Raw genomic sequence first — 1,333 nt, 5'->3', positions numbered from 1 at the left:
ACAGGCTCCGGGGGCCGGCGCGAGGGCGGCGGGCGCCGCGGGCCGGGCCGTACCGGCGAGGGCGGCCACCGCTGCCAGCGCGGACAGCAGGGCCGCGGCGGCGCGGGCGCGCGGGCGGCGGGAAGGGGATCTTCTCGTGCGGGAACGGGATCGCTTCATGGCTCCTCCGGGCAGGGCGCAGGGGAGTGCGGTGGGGGGTGGGAGCACGGCACCGCCGGGGGCGGTGGCCGGGAGTTGGTCCGGTCCAAGCGGTGAGAATGTCCATGACAATGCTTGAGGTGTCAAGAGACGGAGCCGGCGGAGTCGCGCGTGCGGGGTCCGGAGAGGGCTGCGCAGCAGGGCGGTGCGGCCCGTCCGGGCCCGCACCGCCCTCGCCGGTTCGGCGGGCGCTCAGTCCAGAATGCCCTCCAGTACCCCGCCGACCAGGGCCGTGAGCCCGCCGACGACCCCGCCGACCGTGCCCACCAGGCCGCCCAGCAGCCACGTGACGACCGACAGCAGCCCGGAGCCGTGGCCGTCGGCCCGGTCGCCCTTGTGCCCGTGCCCGTGGCCGTGGCCGTGGCCGTGCCCGTGACCGCGCCCCGGCCCGTGGCCGCCGCGGGCCAGGTCGGAGACGTCGACGCCGTCCTTGGCCAGGCGTGCCGTGGCCGCGGCCGCGTCCGTCGTGGCCGTGCTCATCCTCTCCAGGTCCGGCCGGGCGGCCTTCGCCTCCTGGGCCAGCGCGGACCGGGCGCGGCGCAGTTCCTCCAGATGCCCCTTCAGCTTCGCGCACGACACGCCCTGCTTCGCGTCACCGGTGGCGTGCTGCGCGGCGGCGGAGCAGCCCGCGACGGCCGCGGCGGCCCGCTGCCCGATGCCGCTGCGGTCGATGGCCCGGACGCCGCCGGCGGCCGCTTCGCGCGCCGCGCGGGGTTCCGCGGCCGAGGGCTCGGAGGCTCCGGGCGCCGACGGCGGCACCGGGGGCGGGAAGCCGGCCGACGCGACGGCGGAGCCGGCCGCGCCCAGAGTCAGCGCACCACAGAGAACACCGGAGACCATGAGAGCGGTTCCGCGGGAAGCACCCATGAACGAACTCCTTCGGGCAGGACGGGTGATCATTACGCTCACCTTGCGCCCGGCCCCACCACCCCGCAACCCGGCAGTAGCCCAAGGGCTACCGGTGTGCTCCGGGCCGGTGGCGGGCGATCGTATAGAGGTACGAGCGGACAAGCCGATGACGACCACGCGTGAGTGAAAGCGGCCCCGACGTCCTGGCTCCGCGGGTCCCCGCACGGCAGGCTGCAGGCGCACCACCCCCGCACCATCCCCGCACCTCCCGTGTCCCGCCCGCGCC

General features: G+C 76.8%; 1 protein-coding gene. It reads right to left on the bottom strand.

The window, feature by feature from the left end; all coding sequences use genetic code 11:
* Nucleotides 1-390: 390 nt before the first annotated feature.
* Entirely contained in the window at nt 391-1,065 is a 675-nt protein-coding gene (locus ACSNOG_RS32715) for a hypothetical protein (protein ID WP_436756328.1), read from the bottom strand.
* Nucleotides 1,066-1,333: the final 268 nt, after the last annotated feature.

Source organism: Streptomyces sp. URMC 124 (assembly GCF_051386455.1).
Lineage (GTDB): Bacteria > Actinomycetota > Actinomycetes > Streptomycetales > Streptomycetaceae > Streptomyces.
This window is presented reverse-complemented; position numbering and strand designations above follow the sequence as displayed.

Excerpts from the sequence above, each read along its gene's own strand:
- ACSNOG_RS32715 (WP_436756328.1), bottom strand. The coding sequence starts at position 1,065 with ATGGGTGCTTCCCGCGGAACCGCTCTCATGGTCTCCGGTGTTCTCTGT.